This is a genomic window from Microbulbifer agarilyticus, from assembly GCF_001999945.1.
GTDB classification, from domain to species: Bacteria; Pseudomonadota; Gammaproteobacteria; order Pseudomonadales; family Cellvibrionaceae; genus Microbulbifer; species Microbulbifer agarilyticus_A.
In genome coordinates, this window is sequence record NZ_CP019650.1 from 3,643,401 (window position 1) to 3,661,613 (window position 18,213).

13 protein-coding genes are annotated in these 18,213 nt (G+C 56.2%); 4 read left to right on the forward strand and 9 right to left on the reverse strand.

Annotation, left to right across the window (positions count from 1 at the left end):
• Positions 1-191: 191 nt before the first annotated feature.
• Both Mag101_RS15175 and Mag101_RS18165 read left to right on the forward strand, forming a co-directional pair.
• Positions 192-1,850, forward strand: a complete 1,659-nt coding sequence (locus Mag101_RS15175) for an alpha-amylase family glycosyl hydrolase (protein ID WP_077406889.1) — start codon at positions 192-194, stop codon at positions 1,848-1,850.
• A 560-nt stretch (positions 1,851-2,410) separates the two neighbouring features.
• The gene (locus tag Mag101_RS18165) at positions 2,411-3,043 is read left to right on the forward strand and encodes a L,D-transpeptidase family protein (protein ID WP_232325048.1); all 633 of its coding nucleotides are present in this window, start codon (positions 2,411-2,413) and stop codon (positions 3,041-3,043) included.
• Between the two features lie 90 nt (positions 3,044-3,133).
• Here Mag101_RS18165 and Mag101_RS15185 read toward each other — a convergent pair whose 3' ends face one another.
• The 9 genes from Mag101_RS15185 to Mag101_RS15225 form a co-directional block, all read right to left on the reverse strand.
• A complete protein-coding gene (locus Mag101_RS15185; RefSeq protein ID WP_077406892.1) occupies positions 3,134-4,222 on the reverse strand; it encodes a hypothetical protein in 1,089 nt (362 codons plus the stop codon).
• Positions 4,222-4,944 (reverse strand): OmpA/MotB family protein, encoded by a 723-nt coding sequence (locus Mag101_RS15190; protein WP_077406895.1) that lies wholly within the window; start codon positions 4,942-4,944, stop codon positions 4,222-4,224. Before Mag101_RS15190 ends, Mag101_RS15185 begins: the two co-directional genes overlap by 1 nt.
• Positions 4,944-6,302, reverse strand: coding sequence for a hypothetical protein (locus Mag101_RS15195; protein WP_077406898.1), 1,359 nt, complete (start codon positions 6,300-6,302; stop codon positions 4,944-4,946). Before Mag101_RS15195 ends, Mag101_RS15190 begins: the two co-directional genes overlap by 1 nt.
• Before the next feature lie 68 nt (positions 6,303-6,370).
• Entirely contained in the window at positions 6,371-7,582 is a 1,212-nt protein-coding gene (locus Mag101_RS15200) for a hypothetical protein (RefSeq protein WP_077406901.1), read from the reverse strand.
• 81 nt (positions 7,583-7,663) lie between these two features.
• Positions 7,664-8,269 carry a bactofilin family protein gene (locus Mag101_RS15205; RefSeq protein WP_077406903.1) on the reverse strand — a complete coding sequence of 202 codons (606 nt, stop codon included), beginning with the start codon at positions 8,267-8,269 and terminating at the stop codon, positions 7,664-7,666.
• A gap of 292 nt (positions 8,270-8,561) precedes the next feature.
• Positions 8,562-9,941, reverse strand: coding sequence for an alanine/glycine:cation symporter family protein (locus tag Mag101_RS15210; protein WP_077406906.1), 1,380 nt, complete (start codon positions 9,939-9,941; stop codon positions 8,562-8,564).
• 68 nt (positions 9,942-10,009) lie between these two features.
• Positions 10,010-11,992 carry an alpha/beta hydrolase family protein gene (locus tag Mag101_RS15215; protein ID WP_198040003.1) on the reverse strand — a complete coding sequence of 661 codons (1,983 nt, stop codon included), beginning with the start codon at positions 11,990-11,992 and terminating at the stop codon, positions 10,010-10,012.
• 451 nt (positions 11,993-12,443) lie between these two features.
• Positions 12,444-14,426 carry an alpha/beta hydrolase family protein gene (locus Mag101_RS15220; RefSeq protein ID WP_198040004.1) on the reverse strand — a complete coding sequence of 661 codons (1,983 nt, stop codon included), beginning with the start codon at positions 14,424-14,426 and terminating at the stop codon, positions 12,444-12,446.
• Between the two features lie 193 nt (positions 14,427-14,619).
• On the reverse strand, positions 14,620-16,107 hold the full coding sequence (locus Mag101_RS15225) for an MFS transporter (protein ID WP_077406915.1): 1,488 nt from the start codon (positions 16,105-16,107) through the stop codon (positions 14,620-14,622).
• A 354-nt stretch (positions 16,108-16,461) separates the two neighbouring features.
• Between Mag101_RS15225 and Mag101_RS15230 the strand changes: the two genes are divergently transcribed.
• Positions 16,462-16,806 carry a helix-turn-helix transcriptional regulator gene (locus Mag101_RS15230; RefSeq protein ID WP_077406918.1) on the forward strand — a complete coding sequence of 115 codons (345 nt, stop codon included), beginning with the start codon at positions 16,462-16,464 and terminating at the stop codon, positions 16,804-16,806.
• Positions 16,800-18,158 carry a type II toxin-antitoxin system HipA family toxin gene (locus Mag101_RS15235; RefSeq protein WP_077406921.1) on the forward strand — a complete coding sequence of 453 codons (1,359 nt, stop codon included), beginning with the start codon at positions 16,800-16,802 and terminating at the stop codon, positions 18,156-18,158. Before Mag101_RS15230 ends, Mag101_RS15235 begins: the two co-directional genes overlap by 7 nt.
• The last annotated feature ends 55 nt before the right edge of the window (positions 18,159-18,213 follow it).

Sequence of the window (18,213 nt, forward strand, 5' to 3'; positions counted from 1 at the left end):
GCGGTACACTTCGGGTGAGTCGATGGAGGCCTCCTCCGGATCAGCCCCCAGAAATGACCGACCTTTCGGTCAGAGCCGGCTTTTAAGCCGCCACATTCTCACCCTCCCCCCCCGATCAGGGGGGAGGTACACCGCCTCCCGTATCGCCATACTCACCCTAACCTAATAAGTATCCATTGACGGACTCTGGCATGAGCGGTATTCACAAAGACAAATCAAACGGGGAATGGTGGCGCAACGGCGTTATTTACCAGATCTACCCGCGCAGCTTCTGCGACGCAAACGGCGACGGCATCGGCGATCTGCCCGGTATCGTAGAGAAGCTCGACTATGTGAAATCTCTGGGCGTGGACGCCATCTGGATCTCCCCGTTCTTCAAGTCGCCGATGGCAGACTTCGGCTATGACGTGTCTGACTATCGCGATGTTGACCCGATCTTCGGCAATCTGGCCGACTTCGACCGGGTTATCGACAAAGCGCACTCTCTGGGTCTGAAGGTCATCATCGACCAGATCCTGAGCCACACTTCCGACCAGCACGCCTGGTTTGAAGAAAGCCGCGCCAGCCGCGACAACGCCAAGGCCGATTGGTACGTGTGGGCAGATGCCAAAGAAGACGGCAGCGCGCCAAACAACTGGATGTCCAACTTCGGTGGCAGCGCATGGCGCTGGTGTACCCGTCGCCGCCAGTACTACCTGACCAACTTCCTCAAAGAGCAGCCGGACCTGAACCTGCACAACCCGGAAGTTCAGGAGCAATTGCTTGCGGACCTGCGTTTCTGGCTTGACCGTGGAGTCGACGGCTTCCGCCTGGACGCCATCAACCACGCGTTCCACAACCAGTCTCTGCAGGACAACCCGGGTCGCCCAGTGAAGCTGGACGAAAACGGTCTGCCGCCGGTGAACAGCTACGAATATCAGTGGCACATTCACGATAAATCCCAGCCGGAAAACCTGGTATTCCTGCAGCGCGTACGCGCCCTGCTGGAAGAGTACCCGGGTGCAATGACCGTGGGCGAAGTGGGCGATGACAACACCCACAAGATCATGGCCGAGTACACCACGGAAAACCGCCTGAACATGGCCTATTCCTTCGACCTGCTGTCCGAAGACTGCAGCGCGCAGTTCCTGCGTGACACCCTGGAGAAGAACCGCCAGGTAATCGAAGAAGGCTGGCCCTGCTGGTCCATCTCTAACCACGATGTACCGCGCTCCTTCACCCGCTGGAACAAAGGTTTCGACAGCGAAACCGCTATGGCGCGCGCGCCGATGTTCCTGCTGATGCAATTGATGCTGCGCGGCAGCGTGTGCCTGTACCAAGGCGAAGAACTTGGCTTGCCGGAAGCGGATGTGGCGTTCGAAGACCTACAGGACCCGTACGGCATCAACCTGTGGCCGGAGTTCAAAGGTCGCGATGGCTGCCGCACCCCAATGCCTTGGTTTAACGGTGGCGAAATCAATGCGGGCTTCTCCAAGGTAAAACCCTGGCTGCCGGTTGCTGAAGAACACTACCACCTGGCCGCCTCCGTTCAGGAAGACGAGCAGCACGCAATGCTGAACCGCTTCCGCGCCCTGTTGAAGTGGCACGCGGAGCTGCCGAGCGCATTGGCTACCGCCAGCCAGAACATTCTGGAAACCGGCGACGACCTGCTGGTATTCGAGCGCGCTGATGAAGGCGATGCGGAGCGTTATTTTGTTGCCCTGAACCTAGGTCAGGAAGCAGCGGAAATCGACCTTCCGGAAGCGTTTGCCGGAAGCGAAGACATTACTCCTGAAGGTTTTGCGGGTGCACTGAACGGCGGCAAGATTGAACTGCCGGCGGCCGCTGCGCGGATCTTCCTGAAGAAGTAAGCCACAACACGCAAGCCATCGAAAATAGCCTCACAGAAGGAAAGGAAAAAACACTGACTTTATTGAGAAATTGGCGTTCCTGTTAACGCCTGTTGCCCTCCAGCAGCGAACCAGTTGCAAAATACAGGTTCAAAAGGGGTACCTCTCAATAAGATCGTTAACGAAGTTGCTCTCTCGTCGAAGCACGATTTCCAGTTTTCTGGAATTTTTTGAAGCCGGCTATTTAGCCGGCTTTTTTTTGCCTCAAATTTGCCCGTGACTATAGGGTTTTATTTCTATCGGCGCCTCTGCTCATTCCATTTCAATGTAAAAAGCGCCAAAAACAGACCCTACCATGCCTCTCACTTGCCCAGAGGTCCGCACCCAGCGAACCAAACGGCAGGCTCATCCCGCGACCAAACCGGGACACACCGGCGCGTCGCTTTGGGGAAATTTAACGGTCGAAATTGTGCATTGCGGTGCAGGGATTCGTACGCCCTGAAAAAACCGCACCCAGCTTTCTGAACACGGTGCAGCACAGCCGACCTGCAATGTTGCTCGCGAGAGCAGATGAGGTATGCATGCAAGGCTCTTCCAACTCACAGAACTTTTCACTTAAAAGCTTTTCGATAAAATACTTCTTCAGGAAAATCGCCGTCGGTGCCAGCCTGGCGTTAGCGACATCCGCGATTTTTGCTCCAATAGCGCAAGCCGGTGATTATCCCTACCCCTACCAACAGCACAGATCCATGACCGATGGCAGCGCCTGGTGGCGCCGGGATGTGATTGGTGGAGCGCCGCATATCATTATCGATATCAGCGAGCAGCGGGCTTACTTCTACAAAGGTGGACGGCTTGCAGGCATCTCGCCAGTGGCCACTGGTATCGCCGGCTATCGCACCCCGACCGGCAGCTTCCGGGTATCTGAAAAGGATATCGACCACCGTTCCAACCTGTTCGGACACTATGTGGATCGCGCGGGCTATGTACGCAAATCCAGTGTTGATGTGCGCAAAGACAAGCGCCCGGCAGGTACCGTGTTTCGCGGAGCTTCAATGGACTTCTTCATGCGCGTGAACGGAGCCGTAGGTATGCATGCTGGTAAGGTCACTGGCCGTCCGGAATCACATGGCTGCATCCGCCTGCCGTGGCACATGGCAAAGATTTTTTATGAGAACTCTCCCATCGGCACCAAGGTAACGGTGCGTCAATAACAGGCGACATCTCCTCGCCACTCCTACCTCTCCAACCCCAATGAAAAAGGGCAGCTTCCGCTGCCCTCTTTTTGTATTCTCTCGTGTAAATCAGCCAAGGCTGCCGAGCACATCCTGCATGATCCAGAAGTCCCAGCCTTCCGGCAACAATTCACGGTCTTCTGCACTGGCAACAATACCGCGGCGATGCTCCGGCCATGCCAATACCGCAACGCCCTCATAACCGGTGAAGCGCTGGAATAACACCGGAGCAGACAGACTACGCTCCAACTGTTCACACAGCGGGTGCCAGGAAAGCGGCAGCTGACGGCGCACCTGTGTCCAACTGCGCTCGTCCTCCGACGCCTCTTCCGGCGAGGAGGATTGTGCGGATTCCTGATCCACACAGCGTGCCTGGCTTGCGGCCAGAGCGCTGTCATCCGGTAAGGTCAGCACGCCCATTGCCTGCTGCTGCGCGCACAGTACACAAGAGTCGACAGACAAGCCCAATTCCATACCGCGCTGAACCGGCACAAACCAGCCATTACCCGCGGGCACCTGCCACTCGCAAAAACCGCAGGTGCCGCTATCTGCAGCATCGGGCTCAATTTGCTCCAGTGCACGCGCCTGCTTGCCCGGCGCCCAGAAATGCGCGGCGTCCGCGGCGAAGAATTCCTGTGCGTATTGGCTGACATGCCACTGGAAATTAAATGCTTCCGCCACCCGCTTGCGATCGCGCGGGCCAAGACTGCGGTAACCACGGTGGTTCACCTTAGCCAGGCAGTGTTCACAGACGTGCGGGGCGCTTTCCAGCCCGGGCGCTGCCAGCGCTTCACGTGCGGTGCCAATCCACACCACCTGATCCGGCACTTCCAGTGCACCACAGCAACTGGCAAGATGGATTCGGTGAAAGAATTCTTTGCGTACCTGTGGGTCGTCGACCGCGGCCACATCCACTGCGTACACCATCACCGGGTGCCCGCGGTACATCCAGCCGTGCTCGGTCTGGTCCAGATCACCGAGGGTGACTTCCATCCCTTTGAGCAGCGCCTGCTCGATGGAGCTGTCCGGTGCGCTAGTTCCCTCTTCCGACACAGCGGCTTCTGCCGTGGGCGCCTCTGCAACCGCGGTATCGCCGGCGCTTCCCATGCCGGAAATCGCCTGGGTCAACACCTCAAAGTGCCGGGAGAAGCGCCCCATCAGAAGGACTCCTCGAGGATACTGTGGATCTTGGTTTCGGAATTGGTGATCACGCGGAAAGCCACTCGCTTGGATTGCTCGATATTCTCACTGCCGTCCGCATTGTATATCGGACGAGAGGAAGAATAACCGACAGCCGCCACATTCTGCATCATCCAGCCGTGGTGAGTGGTCACTTCATCCAGAGTGTACACATAACGCAGCACCGAGCGAGCGCGGTCCTGCGACAGGCGCAGATTATTGAAGTACATGGCATTGCGGTCGATGCTCTGCCCCCAACCGGAGCTGGTGTGGCCTTCAATACGCACCGCTTCTACCGAGCCCTGATACGGCACCAACACATTCATATAGCGTGGGAAGAACTCTTCAAATACCACCTGATAGCTGGCGCTTAGAGCGGCCTCGCCGGTGTCAAACATGGCATCGGAGTTATTAAACGCAACCGTCAGCGTGTCGCGATCAATGCTGGCACCCCAACGGGCCAGGTCCGGAGCGAATTCCTGTTGCAGGGACTCGTATATCGCCAGCTGATTTTCCTTGTAGGACATGGCGATGGTGCGAATCTTTTCCCGCTCGATCATCACCGAACGCATCATCGCCACAGCGATACACAGAAACACCATCATCAGGCCGGCCATCAGGTCGGACACACTGATCCACGAGGACTCACCATCGCCGCGGCTAATCGCCCCCGAGCGGGTAAATCCCGACCTCGCTGCCATCAGGCGACTTCCTCACGAGCACGCTCTGCAGACTGGTTCAGGCGCTGCATCTGCGCCACCAGCTGGCGGTAATCGCGGGTGAACTGGCCGCTGATGGTCGCCAGTGCCTGCCCCATGGCCGACATAACGCCTTCGACTTCCTCTTCCATCTTGCGCTCCACCAACTGGTATTGCTTGCCGATGGAATTCTCGGCGTCGCCGAGGCTCTTGCGGATAACATGGCTGAGGGCATCCACCATTTCCTGGTGAGTACGCGCCTGCTGCAGCGCCAGCTCCTGCATGCCGTTGCGGTGGGTAGTGACAGAATCCTGCACCAGCCCCTGAATAAAGTCCGCGTCCAGGCTCGACATTTTTTCGAAGGCACCAGACACCGCTTGAATCTGCGCACCCAGCAGCTCGCTCTGCTTGGCGATGCTCACCAGCGACTGCTGCATATCACTGGTCATTACCTGCTGTACCACATCGATGCCCTTCACAAACTGGTCGATACGCTCACCCAGGTGCGGCAATACGTTCTGCATCTGCGCGGCGACACCGCGGTAGCGGTCCAGCTGTTCGGTAACTGCCTGCATCTGTTCACGGGCCTGTGCATTAACACTTTCCATTCCGTCGAAGAACTGCGGCACTTCCGCCAGCTGCTGGTGAATGGTTTGCAGATCCCGCGCTACCTGAACCAGCCCCATGACCGCGGTATCGCAGTGCTCGGACCAGTACTCCACGCGCTCTTCATGCGCTTTGTACTCTTGGGTGAGTGTTTCCACCATGGCATCAAAGCGCGCGAAGTTCTCCCCGAAACGGGTCATGTTCTCGCCGAACTGGTTTTCCACGCGTTCGTTAAAGCGCACCACAACCTGTTCCATCTGTTCCACCAGTGCCTGCGACACCTGCTTGGAAAAATCGCTCAGCTGGTTTTCGCTTTGCTTGAGCTGACGTTCCTGGCCCTGGACCAGTTCGCTTTGCAGCTGCTGCAGGGCATCGCGAATATCCGCCAGGTCGGTTACCTCGGCCACATCGCCGGGTACCGGGATAAAGCGGGTCAGTGCACGCAGCACAATGGACAGGCCGATACCGCAAACACTGGTGATAAACGCGGTTTTCAAACCGTCCAGCAGGGTGGCAATACTTTCGTCGATATCCGCCAGGCTGAATTCGAACAGGCCGATAATCACCCCGGTAAAGGTACCGAGAATACCCAGTGAGGTCAGCAGCCCCGGGGCCTGCTCGACAAACTCATCCGCGCGACGCACAAAGCGACACACCAGCGCCAGCGCAAACAGCACCAGCATCAACGACAGGAACCCTTCGGTAACCGCATCCGGACTCAGGGCAACAAAGACAGAGCGCAAAAATTCAGACATGGAAGCAATCTCGTGTGAAATCTTCTCGATTTAATTTTTTTTGATTTTCTGTTTCTTAGTCAGGGCATCTAGCCCTTTAGCTGCAACACAAACTCCTGCACCGAATCCCCGGAGGGCAAACGGGCAAGGTGGTGGCTGAACAGGCGGTAGCCGGGCAGCTGGCGCATCAGGTCGGCGGTGCTGCCGAGGCTGCGATCACTGCGGCCATCGGCAATACCGGTAACCGCTACACGCTCGTCTTCCAGTACCTCGTACATTGCCGGACGTTCCGGCTGCTGGTTGGCTTTGTACACCAGAAAATGCAGCTGGCCACCGGGGTTCATACGCCCGGCCAGCAGTTCGCCAAGCGCTTCAATTTGTTGCGGGCTACAGAAATTCAACAGGTCCCACAGGAAGACGCCATCCAGCTTGGTTCCTGGATCAAAGCTGAACATGGATTCGCTAAAACCGCTGCCCTCGCCGTGCATCTTCTTGCGCCAGGCCAGGGATGCGTGCAGGTCTTCCACATACAGGGAACCCACTTTCTTTTTCAGGGCGTCGATGTTGCGGCCATTCTTGCGGCCACAATCCAGTACCGTGGCACCAGTCGGCAAGGCGGCGAGAGTTTTGCCAATACCGGCAAAGGCCACCTGTTCGTCGTCTCGCACCTGACGAAAGTAAGCACTCACATCGGAGGCGCCACCGCTGCGCACCTGATTGCGCGAGGTAGTGCTGTCATATTCGAGGAAATGCTCGGTAACGTTCTGGTCCATGCCCTCGCGCTTCATCAGCGAGTTGAACAGACTGAAGCGGTCCATACATTTCAACAGGGTTACTGTGGAGTGTCCCTTGGAAGCCACCTGTGGATAACTCGGATCATCCACATATTCAAAGCAGAAGTCTTCCTGCAGGCGGAAACGTCGCGGCTTGTTTGGCTGATTGCGGCCGGTGTAGCGCATGGTGTGCAGGATGGTGCCCTGCTTCAAATGCGGCTGCAGCAGGCGAATCAGGTGCTGGATAACGTCCAGATCCAGGAAGTTGAGCAGGTCCCAACACAGGATGACGTCAAACTTTAAGTTCGCGGGCTTGGGGAGCAGGTGATCTTCCAGCGCTTGCAGCGGGTCGTCGCTGTGCTGGTTGTCTGCCAGATATTCCACCAGGTCTTCGATGTGACACTGGCAGTTAAGGCCGAGAAAAGCCTGAGTGGTACCGGACGAGAGTGGCCCGAGGTCGAGAATTCGGTCCCCACTTTTGACCATCTCGGTCGTTAACGCAGCGAGGCCAAAAGAACGGTGTTGCATTGTTTATCGCAAGAATTCGGGGCGTGAGCCAGAGGGAAAATACACAACGCCGCAGGAGAGCCTGCGGCGTTGCAGCGGGGATTAGCTGTCAGCCAGCTCCGCTTCCTTGGCCTGATCCTTGGCACTGTCTTTCGGCGCGAAAGACTTTTTCGCCGCAGCGGCGCTTGGCGCAGCTTCCTTCGGCGGCAGGTTCGGGTGAACCAGCTTGTCTTTGAATTCGGAATGACGGGCTTTCATCTCGTCATCGGTGTCGACCATATCCATGGAACCGCGGAACTTACCACCGTCGTCCAGCTGGATGCGCGGGGCAATCAGGTTGCCTTTAACCACAGCGGTGTTGCGGATTTCAATCAGCTCGTCGGCCAGCGCGTCGCCGGTCAGGGTACCGTTGATCACGATGTTCTGCGCGTGGATGTTCGCGTTGATTTCACCTTCGCGACCGATGGACAGGTCGTGACCTTCCATAATAACGGTGCCTTCGATGGTGCCTTCAATGTGCAGGTCTTCGGTGCCGATCAGTTCGCCGCGGAACTTGATGTTTTTACCGATTACAGAGCGATCCTTCGCCATGGATGCATCGAGCTTGTCCGCGAAAGGACGCTCAGCTGCACCACCTTCGTTCATTCCAGAAAGAAAAGAGTTGGAATCCAGATTTGCATCTGGCTTGGGGTCGAGAGGATTCGCCATTGTTCCACCTAATAACCGTAGAGAGCTTATGAATTTTTGTTAAACGACGTTTGTAGCGTTTTTTGGTGACAGTTCCCATAGCGAGTGAGACAAAAAACCGGCCACCGGCCCACTTTGTGAGGCCCTTCACAATAAATTTTTACGCGCCAAGCGACTAATTAACCCATTCGCATAAAAAGCGCGCAACACGCTCATTCCAGGTGCGCTTTCAGGCAAAAAGCACAAGTATCGCGCACCTCAAAATAATGCCGAAAAAACGCACGAAATTTACGGCAAAAACTCTGATTCGAAATCAGGCTCCGGGAGTTTTTACAAAATAGTCATGCGCGGCTTTATTGACCCGACCAGACAGGCGAATAGTCGACAGCATGGTGGGAATCGCCATCACCGCGTACATACCAATAATCAGGCTGTTTACGATGTTCAGTGACAGCACCGCACCCAGAATAATCAGCAACATATACAGCACGGTGTATACCACCTGGAAACGGGTGCCGAACAAAAACACAAAGCACTTCATGCCGTAGTACCAGAAAGTAACGATGGTACTGAATGCCAACGGCACCACCATGACCAGCAGCAATACCGGACCCCAGCCGCCAAACACACTGCTGAATGCATCCGCGGTCATGGAAACGCCTTCCATACCTTCGCCTTGCTGCCAAACACCGGTCAGCAGAATTACCAGCGCCGTACAGGTACACACAATCAACGTATCCACGATCGGCCCGATCATCGCCACCACGCCTTCGCGTACTGGCTCGGTGGTTTTCGCCGCACCGTGAGCCAGAGACTCGGTACCAATACCGGCCTCGTTGGAAAATGCTCCGCGGCTAACGCCGGTAGCAATCACTGCACCCAGTGCGCCACCGGCAACCGCTTTACCGGTAAATGCGTCGCTGACAATCAGCGCGAACGCATCGGGAATGCCCTGCCAGAAGTAGGCAATCACCCCAAGGGTCAGCAACAGATAGAAAATCACCATCGCCGGCACAATACGCACCGCGAAACGACCAATGCGCTGGATACGGCCGGAAATAACCGCCAGTGCCGCCAGCGCCAGTACCAGCCCGAGGGAGAAATCAAACAGGAAACTGTTGTCTGCGCTGACCCACCCCATGGGCTCGGCAAAGGAAACCCGCAGCAGCTGTACCGTCTGGTTGGACTGGAAGGAAGGCAGCAGGCCGCACAGGCCGGCAATGGCAAACAGGTAGGCCAGCGGGCGCCAGTGCTTGCCCAGCCCCTCACGAATCACATACATGGGCCCGCCCTGGATCTCACCGCTGCTATCGCGGCCGCGGTACATCACCGCCAGGGTGGCCGTATAGAACTTGGTGGCAACGCCAACCAGCGCAGTTACCCACATCCAGAAAATCGCCCCCGGACCACCGGCACTGATCGCAATGGCCACACCGGCAATATTGCCGAGGCCTAGGGTGCCGGAAAGCGCTGTGGACAGCGCCTGACGGTGGGATACCTGGCCAGGATCGTTGGGATCGTCGTACTTGCCACGCAGCAGGTCGATACTGTGGCCAAGATGGCGGTAAGGGCGTGCGCGCGAGCTGATCAGCAAAAATAAGCCGCCACCAACCAGCAGCACCAGCAGTGGTGTGCCCCAAGCGTAGGCGACAAAGGTATTGAGGGCGGATTCGAGCGATTGGAGAAAGGACATAAAAATGGGCGAAGTCGTCGGTTTACAGCAAACCGACGATGTTCGCCCAATTGCCTTAAAACCGCAAATTAAGGCTGCAAATGCTTGTCTACAAAAGCGACGATTTCCTCGACGGTCCGCATGCGGCCTTCCGGCGTGTCCAGGTGATGGGTTTCGTCTTTCAGCTCGACGAACTCTACCGACTTTTTCTCACGCTTCAGACGCTTGTACATATACCGGGACTGCCGTAGCGGTATAGTTACGTCATCCTCGCTATGGATAAGCAGCACTGGTGCCTGGAATTGTTCTACATGGTGCACTGGAGATACTGCCCGCAGGGTAGCCTTGTCCGCATCGCCATCAGCCATCAGCTTTTCCCAATAAGCTACCAGCCAGTGGTTGCGTCCATGGTCGCGCTTTTCAGTAACCAGGATTTGCTCGAGATCGCTCACACCGTTTACCGAGACCACACAGCGATACTTATCCGGTGTAAAGGCGCCACCGGCAAGCGCCGCGTATCCACCGTAACTCATACCAACAATACAAACGCGACCGGCATCCACTATCCCCTTGCGCACCAACATATCAACGGTATCGGTAAGGTCATCCTGCATTTTTTCACCCCACTCACCATGCCCGGCCATAAAGTGCACATGGCCGAATCCGGTTGAACCACGGAACTGGGGCTGGACCACCAGATGGCCGCGATTTGCCAGCGCCTGCGCCAACCAGTCGAAACTAACGCGGTCGTAGGAAGCCGGCCCTCCGTGAGGCATGATTACCGCCGGCAGGTTTTCCAGGTCATTCACCCTATCCTTTGGCAGGGTGAGAAGCGTGGGAATCATGAGACCATCACGCGCCTTAAAGTGAATCGTCGCAAGAGGGTGTACCTGCTCACTTTTGATGTCTGGACGCGCAGAAAAGAGTCGCATGGGCGCCCCTTCTCTTGGGAACAAATAGTATTCACCGGAAGAGTTGGACCCTTCCACATACACCATCAGCTGCTCCCAACCTTCGCTCCAGTCGTGCAGCCATACGGAGTGGCCAGCAAACAGCGACTGAATGTCCTCCATGCGCTGACTAATGGACTCGTCAAAGAAGCGATAGGTAGGCGTCAGGCCAGAATAGCGCACCCCCCACACCCGACGATCTAGGCTTTTATAGGTATATTCCACATCCGCATCGTCACGACCAAAGCCCAGATCGGAAAACTCACCGCTCGCCAATGACAGTGCATAAAAGTTTTTGCGACCGCTATTTTTATCTGTACGAATGGCTATTACAGAATCTCGGTTTGGGGTAAGCCCGGTAAACGCAATATTCGGGATCTCCGTTTTTTCACGGTAGAGCTCCTTCCAATCGTCGCCACGACGCACCATCAGAAGGTGGAGATTCCTATTATTGTCGAACTGCTCATGAACGATAACATTGCCTTCGCCATCGAGCATAAAGCCTCGTGAACTGGAACGTCCCTTAAAGTGCTCACGCGGGCGCGTGGGACTCTCAAAATCCACACGCATGAGCGAATAGCGTGGGTTACTGTCCACACTATTCCGGGGCACATACGCAGGCATATATGCATACTTACCATCAGGCGAGAGCCCAAAAATTCGGCCCAGCCCGGACTGGCCAGCATAAATCACATCACCTGGGGTCAGCATCTGACGTAGATCATTGGTGCGCCAGTTAAAGGCGTACGCTGTACTCAAGTCCAGCTTGCCGCGATAACCAAATAGCTTGCGCACCGTCGACGCCAACAGAATTACTTCATCCTCGCTGGCGAAGTACATACGCTCCGGGGTGATCTTTGATAGGTCAATGGCATTGAGCTGCTCGCCATCCACCAAAGAAATCACTACCGCATGATCTTCGCCATTCACACCTGTAGTGCGATAAACAAGGCGCTCACCACTGGGGGACACCGCCAGCATACTGTGCTGCGGCAATGCACCGTAATCTTTTGCGGTTAGCCCGGTTTCTTTTGCCTGTACTTGAAACGAAAGTGCGACGGCGGCCATTACCCCATACCAGGCGAAAACCAGTGGAGTGAACAACAAGCCCTGTAGCTTCATTGAGATATTTCCTTGTTCTTGTTTGGAGGGGCAGCTTAAATGAAGGCCGTTTCTCAGTACGACCATTCAGCGCAAAATATATCGCAAACTCATTTGGTTGCAGGGATGCACCTGCCATTACAGATCCACACTCCCTTTCAAGCACAAAACTGAATAGAAGGCCCAGATCACAGCGGGCGCAGCATCACCGGCTTGAACAATGCTTTCCAGCCCAGTCACTTTGGAAAGGATAAACGATAGTGTGGAATACATGACCACACCGACGTTGACCAGCAGAGGCTGTACCGAGCAACCCACTCAGCAGAGAAAGGCCGTCGCCACCCAGCAACGGTGCTCACCAATAAAGCTATTGGAGCGACTTTCAGGGGTTGGAAAAACGACATTGAAATGGGCGAAATCGTCGATTTACAGCAAACCGACGATGCTCGCCCAATTGTCTTAAAGACTCAAATTAAGGCTGCAAATGCTTGTCTACAAAAGCGACGATTTTCTCGACGGTCTGCATGCGGCCTTCAGTGGTATCCAGATAGTGGGTTTCATCTTCCAGTTCAACGAACTCCACCGGCTTTTTCTCCCGCTTCAGGCGTTTGTACATATCTCTGGACTGCTTCAACGGCACGATAACGTCATCTTCCCCGTGAATCAGCAGCACCGGCGCCTGGAACTGCTCCGAGTGTCGAGAGGGGGACACTGCGCGCAGCATGTCTTTATCTGCATCGCCATCGGCCATCAGCTTTTCCCAGTAGGCCACTACCCAGTGATGACGGCCATGGTCGCGTTTTTCTGTGCGCAGCATCTGCTCCAGGTCGCTCACGCCGTTTACGGAAACCACGCAGCGATATTTTTCTGGCGTAAAGGCACCACCGGCGAGCGCGGCGTAACCGCCGTAACTTGCACCCACGATGCACACGCGCTCTGAATTTACGATTCCTTTGCGTACTAACATATCCACGGCATCAGTCAGGTCGTCCTGCATTTTTGCGCCCCACTCGCCCTGCCCCGCCTGATAGTGCTCGAGACCAAAGCCTGTGGAACCACGGAATTGTGGCTGTACTACCAAGTAACCGCGATTGGCCAGGGCCTGCGCCAACCAGTCGAAACCCACCCGGTCATAATTGGCCGGGCCGCCGTGGGGCATGATTATTGCCGGCAGGTTCTTGAGGTTACTTACCTTGTCTTTGGGCAGGGTAAGCAATGTCGGAATCGTCAGACCATCGCGCGCCTTGAAGTTAATCGTGGCGATCGGGTGGACCTGATCACTGCGAATATTCGGGCGTGCCGACGCCAGCTTCACCGGCGCCCCTTCTTTTGGAAAGAGATAGTAGTCACCGGCAACCTGAGACCCTTCGACGTATACCATCAGGTGTTCCCACCCATCAGTCCAATCCTGCAGCCACACCGAGTGCCCAGCAAAATAGGACTGAATATTTTCCATACGCTGGCTGATGGATTCATCAAAGAACCGATAACTTGGTGTCAGCCCCGAATAGCGCACACCCAACACGCGCTGATCCAGGCTTTTGTAGGTTTGTTCCACATCAGCATCAGCTCGGCCAAAGCCCAGGTCGGTAAATTCACCGGAGGCCAATGACAGGGCGTAAAAGTTTTCCCGGCCACTTTCGCTGCTGGTACTGATCGCGATAACCGACTCCCGGTCGGGCGTTAGCCCCACAAAGGCGATCGTAGGGATTTCTGTTTCATTTTTGTAAACCGCCACCCACTCGTCGTTCTGCCGCGCGAGCAACCGATGTAGATTGCGCTTGTTGTCAAACAGCTCGTGTGCGATGACTTCTCCATTCTGATCGAGGAAAAAGTCCCGGGAACTGTGGCGCCCCTTGAAGTGCACTCTGGGGCGCTTGGGATCCTCGAGCTCCACGCGTACCAGCGAGTATCGCGGGTCATTGTCGTGTTGATCTTTCGGTACATAGGCCGGCATATAGGCAAATTTATTGTCTGGCGACAGACCGATGATACGCCCCAGTCCAGACTGCCCACGATAAACAACATCGCCCGGCGTCAGCAGCTGGCGTACCTCACCTGTGCGCCAGTCAAAGGCGTAGGCAGTACTCAAGTCGAGCTTGCCTCTGAACCCGAACAACTTACGTACGTCGGACGCCTGGAGAATCAACTCATTCTCGTTCACAAAGTACATGGTATCCGGCGTTGTCGCTGACAGGTTCACAGCGCCCAGTCTCTTACCATCAGCTAGCGACATCACTACCGCAAAGTCTGCACCGGTCTCATCCGTCATGCGGAATGCTATTCGCTCGCCGCTGGGGGAAACCGCCAACATACTTATCTTTGGCAGGGCACCGTAGTCTTTTGCCGTCAGCTCACTGGCTTTGCCGTAAACATTAAAAGGAAGGGCGATAGCGATAACCAGCCCATAGCAGGCCGAAATTAACGGAGCGCATAGTGCGCGGAGAAAGCTCATCCGGACTCTTCCTGAATTATTATTTCGAATATACGTTCGCAAGCATGCAAACCAACAAAACAATATACCGCAAACTTCACCTAATGTGCTCTTACACGCCATTACAGCGCCAGATACGGCTCCTGCTACAAAACTAACAGGCAAAAAAAAGCCCCGTTGCAGGGGCTTAAAATCAGCAATCGATGCTTTAGCTTTATGCTGCAGCAGCCTCACCGCTATCCGTTTCGGGCTCGGTTTCAGGCTCACGTACAAAGAATACGGAGATGGCACCACACACCATAAACACACCGGCCAACATAATGATGTAGATGGCCTGGTTGTCGAACACGGTCGCTAGGATCGGGCCGGCAACCAGCGCAGACAGGATCTGCGGGGCGGCGATGGTGAAGTTGAAGATACCCATGTACACACCGGTCTTCGCTGCTGGCAGCGAGTCAGACAGGATCGCGTACGGCATCGCCAGGATGGCGGCCCAGGCGATACCCACACCGATCATCGGCAGCATCAGGCCAACGGCACCACTCGGTACAGTTACTTCGGTGATCAGCAGGTTCACCTGAGTGGCATCGCCACCTTTGAACAGTACAAAGCTCATGTAACCCAAGCCACCCAGCAGCAGGGACAGCGCGTACGTCGGCTTGCGGCCAATGGTGTGCGCTACGCGCGCCAGTACGATGGAGAAGAGCGCAGCAAACAGGGAGTAAGCGGCAAAGATAATACCCACCCAGTCACCAGCGGCGCCTTTGGCAGCAGCGATGTGCGCGGGGATTTCGCCAACGGTGGCGAGGTAATCGTGATCAAACCACTTGGCTTCCACACCCCACACGTGCTGGGTGATGGCCGGAGTGGTATACACCCACATAATGAACAGGGAGAACCAGGAGAAGAACTGCACCACCGCCAGCTGACGCATGGTTTTTGGCATGCTCACCAGCAGGGCGAAGAAACCGGCCAGGCGCTGGGGCAGGGATTTGCGTTCGGCGCGCTCGCGGGCCACTTCTTCCGCGTCGATACCTTTGTACGCGTTGTACTCTTCCGGCGGATATTCTTTGGTGCGGAACACGGTCCACAGTACCGAGCCCAGCAGTACAGAAGCACCAATATAGAAGGCCCAGATAACAGAAGGCGCTACTTCACCGGCCTGCGCGGTATTTTCCAGCCCAATCACGTTGGTGAGGATGAACGGCAGCATGGAACCCATCACCGCGCCGATGTTGATCAGCAGGGACTGCACCGAGTAACCCACGGTGCGCTGCTCGGAAGGCACCATGTCGGAAACCAGCGCGCGGAACGGCTGCATGGTGACGTTGAAGGCGGCATCCATCAGCGCCAGCATCACACCACCAAACAGGATGGGTGCAATAAAGGCCACCACAATGCTGGCATTCGGCATAAACGCCATACCCAGCGCCGCAGCAATGGCACCAAACAAAATGTAGGGGTTACGACGGCCGAAGCGGCTCCAGGTGCGGTCAGACGCAGAGCCAACAATCGGCTGTACGAGCAAGCCCATCAACGGCGCTACGATCCAGAACAGGGACAGGGAGTGCAGGTCGGCACCCAGGTCCGACAGGATTCGGCTGGCGTTGGCGTTTTGCAGAGCAAAACCAAATTGCACCCCGAGGAAACCGAGGCTGACATTCCACACCTGCCAAAAGGGAAGCTTGGGCTGTTTCTTCATCGCTGTATTCGCCTGTTTATTGTGGGCTAGCGCACTCGCTGGCCGGCCAATTGCCGCCTGCGCACTGTGCGCTGATTACCGTATTTCTGGTTGTGGATGAATTCTGTCAGCCATCACAAGCCCAGCCATCCTCCCTAGAGGGGGCGGAGTTGGGGGTACACCCGCCGGAAAAGTGTACAAAATGCCAGCAGCACACAAAAACCACAAACACCCATAAAGTCCCTATATTTACACTTTGAATACTTAAAAACGAATAAAGTCCTCATTTAGGGACTAAAAATGAAGTGTTAACAAAGTCCCACAATTGGGACATAATCGAACAAAAGCGGCTTAAAATCCCATAGAAAGGACATTATGGACTACATCGCGAAATCCCCTGCCGCCGTTGCCGAGCTCCTCGGCCAGCGCCTGAAGCAGGCCCGCCTCAACCTCGACCTCACCCAACTGGAGGTGGCCGAGCGTGCCGGCGTGGGCCGCAAAGCGGTAATGAATGCGGAGAAAGGCAAGGTCCAGCTGGAAGCGCTGGTCGCCATACTCCAGGCCCTCGACCTCACCACCCAGCTGGATAACTTCCTGCCACCCCAGCCCCCCTCGCCGGTACAACTGGCCAAACTCCAGGGCAAACAGCGGCAACGGGCCTCCGGCCAGCACAAGCAAGAGGGCGATCAAGACACGGATGAGGACACGACCGCATGGTAATGGAAGTCATCAGCGTGCACCTGCCGGACGGCCACGGCCCCGATGGCGAGGCCAAGAGCCACAACGTCGGCGCCGTCAGCTTTGATACCGACACCGGCCTCGGCGCCTTCGAATACACCCCCGAATTTATCGACACCGGCATCGAACTGTCGCCACTCAAGATGCCGCTGGCCAAGCGCATCTATTCTTTCCCGCAGCTCAGCTTCGACACCTACCGCGGCCTGAACGGCATGATTGCCGACTCCCTGCCGGACGACTTCGGCAACGCGGTACTGAATGCGTGGATGGCCGCCCAGGGCAAACAGCCCGCAGACATCACCCCACTGCAACGGCTGCAATACACCGGCAAGCGCGGCATGGGCGCACTGGAATACGCCCCCGCTACTCGCCTCAAACACCTGAACGCCTCCCAGCACATCGCCATCGATGAACTGGTGGGCATTGCCCAGGAAGTGCTCGACAGCCGCGCCGGCTTTCAAGTGAACCTGGGCCCGAACGGCAACGACGAGCGCGCCGCCCACCCGGAAGAAATGCTCGCCCTGCTCTCCGTCGGCATGAGCGCCGGCGGTGCCCGCCCCAAGGCGGTACTCGCGTTTAACCAGGACTTCACCGAAGTGCGCTCCGGGCAGACCGACGTACCGGAAGGCTTCACCCACTACCTGATGAAGTTCGACGGCGTAAGCGAACACAACAAAAACAAAGAAACCTTCGGCGACCCCATGGGCTTCGGCGCCATGGAATACGTCTACTACAAAATGGCCACCGCCTGCGGCATCCATATGATGCCCAGCCACCTGCTCACCGAAGGCGACCGCCGGCACTTTATTACCGAACGCTTCGACCGCCGCGGCAACCACAAGACCCATATCCAGACCTTAAACGGCATTGCCCACGTGGATTACAAGGTGCCCGGCTCTTACTCCTACGGCGAACTCTTCGCCGTGGCGCGGCAACTGAAACTCCCCGCCACCGATGCCGAACAATTGCTGCGACGTATGGTATTCAACATCGTTGCCCGCAACCACGACGACCACGCAAAGAACTTCGCCTTCCAACTCAACGGCAAAACCTGGCAGTTGGCCCCCGCCTACGACCTCGCCTACAGCTACAAACCCGGCAGCCGCTGGGTGAACAGCCACTGGATGAGCTTGAACGGCAAGCGTGATGATTTTAGCCGCGAGGATTTATACAGCCTGGAAGCGGTGAGCCCGCTGTTTAGTAAGCGGAAGATTGATGGGGTTGTTGAGGAAGTGGTGGAGCAGGTTTCGAACTGGAGACAGCTGGCAAAGGTACACAATGTACCAGTGTCGCTGATCGATGAAGTCGAAGGGAACTTGAGGATTATTCTGTAGGAAAAAATCCACAAAACACCATGCCCAGATCTAGCCATCCATATTTAGACTTTAC

What these genes read in the sequence shown, in the direction of transcription:
- Mag101_RS15175 (WP_077406889.1), top strand. Translation starts at nt 192, where the DNA reads ATGAGCGGTATTCACAAAGACAAATCAAACGGGGAATGGTGGCGCAAC.
- Mag101_RS18165 (WP_232325048.1), top strand. Translation starts at nt 2,411, where the DNA reads ATGCAAGGCTCTTCCAACTCACAGAACTTTTCACTTAAAAGCTTTTCG.
- Mag101_RS15185 (WP_077406892.1), bottom strand. Translation starts at nt 4,222, where the DNA reads ATGGGGCGCTTCTCCCGGCACTTTGAGGTGTTGACCCAGGCGATTTCC.
- Mag101_RS15190 (WP_077406895.1), bottom strand. Translation starts at nt 4,944, where the DNA reads ATGGCAGCGAGGTCGGGATTTACCCGCTCGGGGGCGATTAGCCGCGGC.
- Mag101_RS15195 (WP_077406898.1), bottom strand. Translation starts at nt 6,302, where the DNA reads ATGTCTGAATTTTTGCGCTCTGTCTTTGTTGCCCTGAGTCCGGATGCG.
- Mag101_RS15200 (WP_077406901.1), bottom strand. Translation starts at nt 7,582, where the DNA reads ATGCAACACCGTTCTTTTGGCCTCGCTGCGTTAACGACCGAGATGGTC.
- Mag101_RS15205 (WP_077406903.1), bottom strand. Translation starts at nt 8,269, where the DNA reads ATGGCGAATCCTCTCGACCCCAAGCCAGATGCAAATCTGGATTCCAAC.
- Mag101_RS15210 (WP_077406906.1), bottom strand. Translation starts at nt 9,941, where the DNA reads ATGTCCTTTCTCCAATCGCTCGAATCCGCCCTCAATACCTTTGTCGCC.
- Mag101_RS15215 (WP_198040003.1), bottom strand. Translation starts at nt 11,992, where the DNA reads ATGAAGCTACAGGGCTTGTTGTTCACTCCACTGGTTTTCGCCTGGTAT.
- Mag101_RS15220 (WP_198040004.1), bottom strand. Translation starts at nt 14,426, where the DNA reads ATGAGCTTTCTCCGCGCACTATGCGCTCCGTTAATTTCGGCCTGCTAT.
- Mag101_RS15225 (WP_077406915.1), bottom strand. Translation starts at nt 16,107, where the DNA reads ATGAAGAAACAGCCCAAGCTTCCCTTTTGGCAGGTGTGGAATGTCAGC.
- Mag101_RS15230 (WP_077406918.1), top strand. Translation starts at nt 16,462, where the DNA reads ATGGACTACATCGCGAAATCCCCTGCCGCCGTTGCCGAGCTCCTCGGC.
- Mag101_RS15235 (WP_077406921.1), top strand. Translation starts at nt 16,800, where the DNA reads ATGGTAATGGAAGTCATCAGCGTGCACCTGCCGGACGGCCACGGCCCC.